This is a genomic window from Streptomyces sp. NRRL WC-3618 (assembly GCF_001280005.1).
Taxonomy (GTDB): Bacteria; Actinomycetota; Actinomycetes; order Streptomycetales; family Streptomycetaceae; genus Streptomyces.
Window position 1 is genome coordinate 50728 of the sequence record NZ_LGDW01000393.1, and the last position, 7925, is coordinate 58652.

Sequence of the window (7925 nt, forward strand, 5' to 3'; positions counted from 1 at the left end):
GCCTTATGTCGGCGCCCGTTCCGCCAGTGCCGTCGGGGGCTCGTCGTCCATTTCGAAGGCCAGCGGAAACGGCGCGTGCCCCGCCAGCCGGAACCACCGCACCTTCCGATGCCGCCGCAACGCCCGCGCCGCCCGCACCGCGTCATTGTGGAACCGCCGCGCCATCGGCACCCGGATCACCGCCTCGGTCAGCTCACCCGCCGCGGCCTCCCCGCCGGGAGCCTCCCGTACCGCCTCGACCTGCCCCGCCTCCGCGAAGACGGCCCGCAACGCCTGGCTCAGCTCGCTCTCGGCGACCTCCCGCTGCTCCTCCTCGGCCTGCCGCGCGGCGTGTGCCGCCTCGTACAGCACGATCGAGGCGGCCGGGTCGAGGACGCCCGACGTCGCCAACTCCTGGGCGACGGAAGCCCGGCGCAGCAACTGCGCGTCGAGACCCGCGCGCGTGGCGTCGATGCGGGCGTGCAGACGGTCGAGCCGCCCGGCGGTCCAGCTCAGGTAGAGGCCGATCGCGACGAGCCCGACGATGATCCAGATGAGGGTTGCGGTCACGGGCGGCAAGGCTACCGTTCACCGGCGCCGCTCCCTCGTCCCCCGTCCCCCATCCCCGTGGACGACGCCTCGTTCAGTCCCGCGCCAGCCCCAGCCGCGCCCGCAGTCCCGTCGCCGTCCGCTCGTCCGCCGCGACGGCTGTCGTGCCGTCCGTCACCGTCTCGTACACGGACAGGATGTCCGCCCCCACCGTCGACCAGTCGAACCGCCGCACATGGGCGCTGCCCCGCTCCCGCAGCTCGGCGCGGCGAACCGGGTCACCCAGGAGCCGTACGGCCGCGTCGGCCAGAGCGTCCGCGTCCTCGTTCGGGAAGAGCTCGCCCGCCGTTCCGTGGTCCAGGACCTGGGCGAAGGCGTCGAGGTCGGCGGCGAGCACCGGCGCGCCCGCCGACAGCGCCTCGACCAGGATGATCCCGAAGCTCTCCCCGCCGGTGTTGGGGGCGATGTACACGTCCACGCTGCGCAGCAGCCGTGCCTTGTCCTCGTCGCTGACCATGCCGAGGAACTCGACGCGCGAGCGCAGCTCCGGCGCCAGACCCTCCACCGCCTCCTCCTCGTCGCCCTTGCCAGCGACCAGCAGCCTGGTCTCGGGACGCGCGGCGAGGATCTTCGGAAGCGCCTTCATGAGGACCGGCAGACCCTTGCGGGGTTCGTTGATGCGGCCGATGAAGCCGATCGTGGCGCCCTGCCACTCGGGCTTCGGCTCGGCACCGGCGAAGGAGTCGACGTCAACGCCGTTCGGGATGACGACCGCGTCGCCGCCCAGGTGTTCCACCAGCGTGCGCCGGGCGTACTCGCTCACCGCGATCCGGGCGCTGATCTTCTCCAGGGCGGCCTGGAGGATCGAGTACGCGGCGAGCATGGCGCGGGAGCGCGGGTTCGAGGTGTGGAAGGTGGCCACGATCGGGCCCTGTGCCGCCCAGCAGGCCAGCAGGCCCAGCGAGGGCGACGCCGGCTCGTGGATGTGGATCACGTCGAACTCGCCGTCGTGCAGCCACCGTCGCACCCGGGCCGCCGACAGGAAGCCGAAGTTCAGCCGGGCCACCGAACCGTTGTACGGCACCGGGACGGCGCGGCCGGCCGACACGACGTACGGCGGAAGAGGGGTGTCGTCGTCGGCGGGGGCGAGGACGGAGACCTCGTGGCCCAGGCGGATGAAGTAGTCGGCCAGATCCCGGATGTGGAACTGGACGCCGCCCGGCACATCCCAGGAGTACGGGCAGACGATACCGATCTTCACAAGGTCCCCTTCCCGGGGTCCCGCACGACGTCCTTCGCGGTTCCGGTGCTGTTGTCCGGGCTTCTGTCCGGGCTCTGCGCCGGAACCTTCGCGGGGTCGAGATCCGCGATCCACAGCCGCTGAAGCATGTGCCAGTCCTCCGGGTGGTCGGCGATTCCCGTGGCGAAGGCGTCGGCCAGCGCCTGTGTCATGACAGACGTCTTCTCGGCCTTCGTACCTGTCTCGGGCAGCTCGATCGGGGGATGAACACGTCCGCGCATGGTCGGTGAGTCGTCGTACCACAGGGTGACGGGGAGCAGGAGCGCGCCGGTCTGCTGGGCGAGCAGGGCCGGACCGGCCGGCATCCGGGCCGCGTCGCCGAAGAACTTCACCTCGACGCCCGAGGCGGACAGGTCCCGGTCGGCGACCAGGCAGACCAGGCCGCCGTCCCGCAGCCGCCGCGCCAGGGTGCCGAACGCGGTGCCGCCGCTGTGCGGCAGGACCTCCATGCCCAGGCCCTCGCGATAGGCGACGAAACGGTCGTAGAGCGTCTCCGGCTTCAGGCGCTCGGCGACCGTCGTGAACCGTGTCTCCAGCGCCGTGGTGACCCAGGCACCGGCCAGGTCCCAGTTGCCCAGGTGCGGAAGCGCGACGATCACGCCCCTGCCCGAGGCCAGACCGTCGGTCAGGTGGTGCAGGTCCTGCGCCTCGAAGCCCGCCCTCACCCGCTCGGGGCTCCACGCCGGGAGCCGGAAGGACTCCATCCAGTAGCGCAGATACGAACGCATGCCCGCGCGGGACAGCTCGGCGAGCCGCTCCGGTGTCGCGTCGGGCACCACGCGCGCGTAGTTCGACTCGAGCCGTCGTACGCGCTCGCCACGCCGCTTCCAGGCGAGATCGGCGATGGTCCGCCCGAGCCGGACGGCGACGGGCTCTGGAAGCCTCTTGACGGCGCTCCAGCCCGCCGCGTACGCACCGTCCGTCAGTCGCCCCCGCAGGTCGCTCACGACGCCGTCTCGCTGTTCTGAGCGGTGTTCTGGCCGGTGTTCTCGCTCGCGGCCGCCGCGTCCGCCTCCGCGGCCTCCCGGCGGACCGTTACCACACGCTGGATCAGCGTGACCAGGCTGCCGACGGCGACGATCCACAGCGCGACAGGCAGCAGGTACTGGATGCCGGGCACCCCGAACTTGTGCAGACCCGCGAGGCCGGCCGCGACCAGCGAGATCACCAGGCGCTCGGCGCGCTCCACCAGGCCGTTGACAGCGACGGGCAGGCCGATCGACTCGCCGCGCGCCTTGGTGTACGAGACCACCTGGCCGCTGGTCAGACAGAAGATCGAGACCGCGCACAGGACGATGTCGTCGCCGCCGCCCGCGTACCAGAGCGCGAAGCCGCCGAAGACCGCGCCGTCGGCTACCCGGTCGAGGGTGGAGTCCAGGAAGGCGCCCCAGCGGCTGGAACGGCCCAGCTGGCGTGCCATGTTGCCGTCGACGAGGTCCGAGAACACGAACAGCGTGATGACGACCGTGCCCCAGAAGAGCTCTCCCCTGGGATAGAAGACCAGCGCGCCCGCGATCACTCCGGCGGTGCCGAGGAGCGTGACCGTGTCGGGACTGACGCCCCGGCGGATGAGAAACGCGGCGAACGGTGTGAGGACACGCGTGAAGAATGCACGCGCGTACTTGTTCAGCATGGCCTTCCCGAGGGTCGGTTTCGCCGTGCGGCCCTAGTGGCCACCGGCTGGCCCATCGTAGCCACGCGCGCGCAGGTGCGACGTTCGGGCACCCTCGCCCCGTGTCACGTCCTGACGGCATCCGGGTCACAGCTGGATGTCAGCGGCACGGATCACCGACCCCTACCCTCACGTATCCTCCCGTACCCCTCCCGTCCGCGCGATCACGTCCGCCGTATGGACGCACCGTGACACCAGTGCGAAGCTCGAAAGCACCGCGGGCGTCACCGGAGCCGCCATCGCACGCGGATTCGGCACGTCCGCGCCCACAGTGACCTCACCGTGCACGGGAGGCAGGACCATGGGCGACAAGGCGAACGCACACCCCGGAGCCGCCGGCAGGGCTACGGCGGCCGACCACCCCGCGTCCGTACGGAATGTGGTGCTGGTCGGCCACTCCGGATCGGGCAAGACCACTCTGGTGGAGGCTCTCGCGCTGACCGCGGGGGCCGTCAACCGGGCGGGCCGCGTGGAGGACGGCGGCACCGTCTCCGACTACGACGAGATCGAGCACCGGCAGCATCGCTCCGTGCAGCTCTCGCTGGTCCCCGTCGAATGGGGCGGATACAAGATCAATATTCTGGACACTCCCGGATACGCCGACTTTGTCGGGGAGCTCAGGGCCGGTCTGCGCGCGGCGGACGCGGCCCTTTTCGTCGTCTCGGCCTCGGACGGGGTGGACGGCTCGACCCGGATGGTGTGGGAGGAGTGCGCGGCGGTCGGCATGCCGCGGGCCATCGTCGTCACGCATCTGGAGTCCGCGCGCGCGGACTTCGACGACATGGCGCGCACCTGCGCGGAGGTCTTCGGCGCGGACGACCCCGACGCCGTGCTGCCGCTCTACCTTCCGCTGCGCGGCGCACCGGGGCCGGACGGGCACGCGCCCGTGACCGGGCTGACCGGGCTGCTGTCGCAGAAGCTGTTCGACTACTCCTCCGGGGAACGCAAGGAGACCGAACCGGCTCCCGACCAGCTCCCGGGGATCGAGGAGGCCCGCAACCGGCTCATCGAGGGGATCATCGCGGAGAGCGAGGACGAGACCCTCATGGACCGCTATCTGGGCGGCGCGGAGATCGACGTCAAGACCCTGGTCGAGGACCTGGAACGGGCCGTAGCGCGCGGGACCTTCTTCCCCGTGCTCGCCGCCGCCCCGGCCGCCGAGGGCGCCCGGCAGGGCCTGGGCACGGTCGAGCTGCTGGAGCTGGTGACCGGGGGCTTCCCGACACCGCTGGAGCGCGAGGCGCCCGGGGTCACCACGGTGGACGGCCGCCCGCGCGAGCTGAGGCACTGCGATCCGGACGGCCCGCTGGTCGCGGAGGTCGTGAAGACGGCCAGTGACCCCTACGTGGGCCGGGTGTCGCTCGTCCGCGTCTTCTCCGGCACCCTGCGGCCCGACGACACGGTCCACGTCTCCGGGCACGGCCTCACCGACCGCGGCCACGAGGACCACGATGTCGACGAGCGCGTCGGCGCCCTGACCACGCCCTTCGGCAAGCAGCAGCGCACGCTCACGCACTGCATCGCGGGCGACCTGGCCTGTGTGGCGAAGCTGAACCGGGCGGAGACCGGCGACACCCTCTCCGCGAAGGACGACCCGCTCCTGATGGAACCGTGGGAGATGCCCGATCCCCTGTTGCCGCTCGCCATCCGGGCGCACAGCAAGGCGGACGAGGACAAGCTCTCGCAGGGGCTCTCCAGGCTCGTGGCCGAGGACCCCACCATGCGGCTCGAACAGAACCCCGACACCCACCAGGTGGTCCTGTGGTGCCTGGGCGAGGCACACGCGGACGTCGCCCTGGAGCGGCTGCGCAACCGGTACGGCGTCCAGGTCGACGTCGTCCCGCACAAGGTCTCCCTACGGGAGACGTTCGGCGGCCCGTCGGCGGGGCGCGGACGCCATGTGAAGCAGTCCGGCGGGCACGGGCAGTTCGCGATCTGCGCGATCGAGGTGGAGCCGCTGCCGGGCGGCTCGGGCATCGAGTTCGTGGACAAGGTCGTCGGCGGCGCCGTGCCCCGACAGTTCATCCCGTCCGTGGAGAAGGGCGTCCGCGCCCAGGCGGACAAGGGAGTCGCCGCCGGCTATCCGCTCATCGACGTCCGGATCACCCTGCTCGACGGCAAGGCCCACTCGGTCGACTCCTCCGACGCCGCGTTCCAGACGGCCGGGGCGCTCGCGCTGCGCGAGGCCGCCGCCGACGCGAAGATCCAACTCCTCGAACCCGTCGCCGAGGTGACGGTTCTCGTCAGCGACGACTACGTGGGCTCCGTCATGAGCGACCTGTCCGGACGGCGCGGCCGGGTCGTCGGAACCGAGCAGGCGGGCGGCGGCCGGACCCTCGTACGCGCCGAGGTGCCCGAGATCGAGATCGACCGGTACGCCGTCGATCTGCGGTCCCTCTCGCACGGCACCGCCCGCTTCGACCGCAAGTACGCGCGGCACGAACCGATGCCGCCGCAGATCGCCGAGAAGCTCCGCGAACAGGCAAAGGCGGCCTCGTAGTTGGCGACCGGTACCCGACAAGGGCCCTTTACGGAACGTTCTCCTCCACATCGGCGGACGGCTTGTGCCGTCCGCCACCCAATTGTCGGTGGCTGCGGATACGCTGATCACCTGATCAAGTTGAGACTCGATCAACGTGATGACCTGTTCAACAGGTGTGCGGAGCAAGGAAGTCGGGAAAGGCCGCAGAAGCGGGTACGGCGGCGAGGGGGCGGCACAGTGGCGGACGACGGTTTCGATTTCAGTCCCGGGGCGCAGGTGCCCCTGTCGGGCTCCGCGGGCCAGACGGCGGCGACCTTCGCGCTGGCCTCGGCGGCCTACCGCGAGGACGACGAGGTCACGAAGATCCTCGAAGCCGACAACGAGTGGCACCAGTCGACGGTGAAGGGGCCCCGGGGCGCATGGGCGAAGATCTTCCGCCCCAAGCTCGGTGAGGCCTTCTCCCGGGCCGTGATCGACCGCATGCTGGGCGCCGGCCGCAAGCCCCTCATCCAGTCCTTCGGCACCGAGCCGCAGGTCGTCGTCGAGCACGCCCTCGCGGCCCATCGCATCCGGCGGGACCGCGACAACTGGCTCTCCGCGGTGATGGTGCTGTGCGGCGTGCTCTTCCTCCCCGGGCTCCTGCTGTGGCTGCTGGTATTCATCGGCCGCGCGAACATCGCCAAACGCGAGGACAAGCGGGCCTCCACGATCGCCACCACCCTGCTCGTCGTCGTCGGGGCCTTCGCCGTGATCTTCCTGATCAAGATGCCGTTCACCGGCTTCTGGGCGCTGTACGCACGCGCGTGCCTGGTCCTGCCGGTCGTCGGCTGGGTCTGGGCCAAGCGGATCTGCGAACGCACCGCCAAGGATCTGCGCGAACGCTGGGACGCCCTGCTCTCCGGCGGTGGCGTCGGCGCCAAGATCCCCGAGGCCGTCCCCGGCAGCCCCGGCGAGACCGCCGCCGAACACCTGCGCAAGGAACTGGCCCGGCTCAGCGCCGAGCAGCAGTCCAACTCGGTCTTCTACGCCGGCCACAAGGGCATACTCGGCATGGGCACCCGGTGGGGCAGCTGGCAGCTCGCCGAGAACCTGGTCCCCCGCGACGCGGCCAAGGAGATCCACCCCTTCCGCAGCTGGGACGTCATACGGTCGATCCACGACCAGTTGCGCATGCTGGAACGCGGCCCGCTCAACACCGGCGGGTTCCCGAAACCGACTCTGAAGCACTGGATCGTCACGCCCGTCGGCGCCGGCGCCAAGGAGGTCTCCCGGCCGAGCGGCACGGACGTGGACGCCTACCTGATCAAGAACCACGCCATACAGGACATCTGCAACAAGCAGCAGTTCGGCGACGGCCAGCGGCACTACCTCGGGGTCCAGTGGACGCTGTGGAGCGGGCAGTTGATCATCACCATGCTCATCACGGTGACCGTGCTGCACGAGACGCTGCGCATCGAACTGACCGGACACGCGCTCGGTCCAGTGCACTCCCTCTTCACCAGCAAGCCCGCGGCGAAGGAGAAGGAGGTGCAGAAGTCGGTGCGGTTCTGGGAGACCCGGAAGGTCAAGCTGCCACTGGTCGACGCCGACGAGGTCGTACGCCTCGCCGCGCGCGCACCTCTCACCTGGTATCCGCCGCTGCTGAACTGGCTGGGCGGCTCACTGACCCTGCCGGAGCCGTTCGGTCTGCGGCACGCCTGGGCCGATCAGCCCTGGCCGCACCGGTTCATGGCCGACGACGTGCTGCGGGCGGCCACGCCGGTGCTGCGGGTCGTGCACGCGGCGGCGATCAAGGTCCTGGAGGAAAACGGCGTCGACACGGAGAAGTTCGGCAGCAGGTCGTCGTTCCTCAGCACGGCGGTGCAGGATCCGATGCCGCGGAAGGCGGATGCCTACGACGCGTAGGCCTCCGGCGGTTGGGCGGGGGTAGGTCGGTGGGGGTG

The 7925-nt window shown here is 70.8% G+C and carries 5 protein-coding genes and 1 pseudogene; 2 read left to right on the forward strand and 4 right to left on the reverse strand.

The features are described 5' to 3' along the window. Window positions 1–3: 3 nt before the first annotated feature. The 4 genes and pseudogenes from ADL01_RS27445 to pgsA all read right to left on the reverse strand — a co-directional run bounded on the left by ADL01_RS27445 (window position 4) and on the right by pgsA (window position 3517). A complete protein-coding gene (locus ADL01_RS27445) occupies window positions 4–549 on the reverse strand; it encodes a hypothetical protein (protein ID WP_053744691.1) in 546 nt (181 codons plus the stop codon). A gap of 73 nt (window positions 550–622) precedes the next feature. After that, entirely contained in the window at window positions 623–1789 is a 1167-nt protein-coding gene (locus tag ADL01_RS27450; RefSeq protein WP_053744692.1) for a glycosyltransferase family 4 protein, read from the reverse strand. Further along, complete coding sequence (locus tag ADL01_RS27455) at window positions 1786–2775, reverse strand: phosphatidylinositol mannoside acyltransferase (protein ID WP_053744693.1); 990 nt, start codon at window positions 2773–2775, stop codon at window positions 1786–1788. The genes ADL01_RS27450 and ADL01_RS27455 overlap by 4 nt, the downstream gene beginning before the upstream one ends. Next, window positions 2772–3517: pseudogene (gene pgsA / locus ADL01_RS27460) on the reverse strand (phosphatidylinositol phosphate synthase). Before pgsA ends, ADL01_RS27455 begins: the two are co-directional and overlap by 4 nt. Before the next feature lie 284 nt (window positions 3518–3801). Here pgsA and ADL01_RS27465 point away from each other — a divergent pair. Beyond that, on the forward strand, window positions 3802–6000 hold the full coding sequence (locus ADL01_RS27465) for an elongation factor G-like protein EF-G2 (protein WP_053744695.1): 2199 nt from the start codon (window positions 3802–3804) through the stop codon (window positions 5998–6000). Window positions 6001–6219: 219 nt separating this feature from the next. After that, window positions 6220–7887: a hypothetical protein gene (locus ADL01_RS27470; RefSeq protein ID WP_053744696.1), complete on the forward strand. Its 1668-nt coding sequence runs from the start codon at window positions 6220–6222 to the stop codon at window positions 7885–7887. Window positions 7888–7925 lie beyond the last annotated feature (38 nt).

Excerpts from the sequence above, each read along its gene's own strand:
- ADL01_RS27465 (WP_053744695.1), top strand. The coding sequence starts at position 3,802 with ATGGGCGACAAGGCGAACGCACACCCCGGAGCCGCCGGCAGGGCTACG.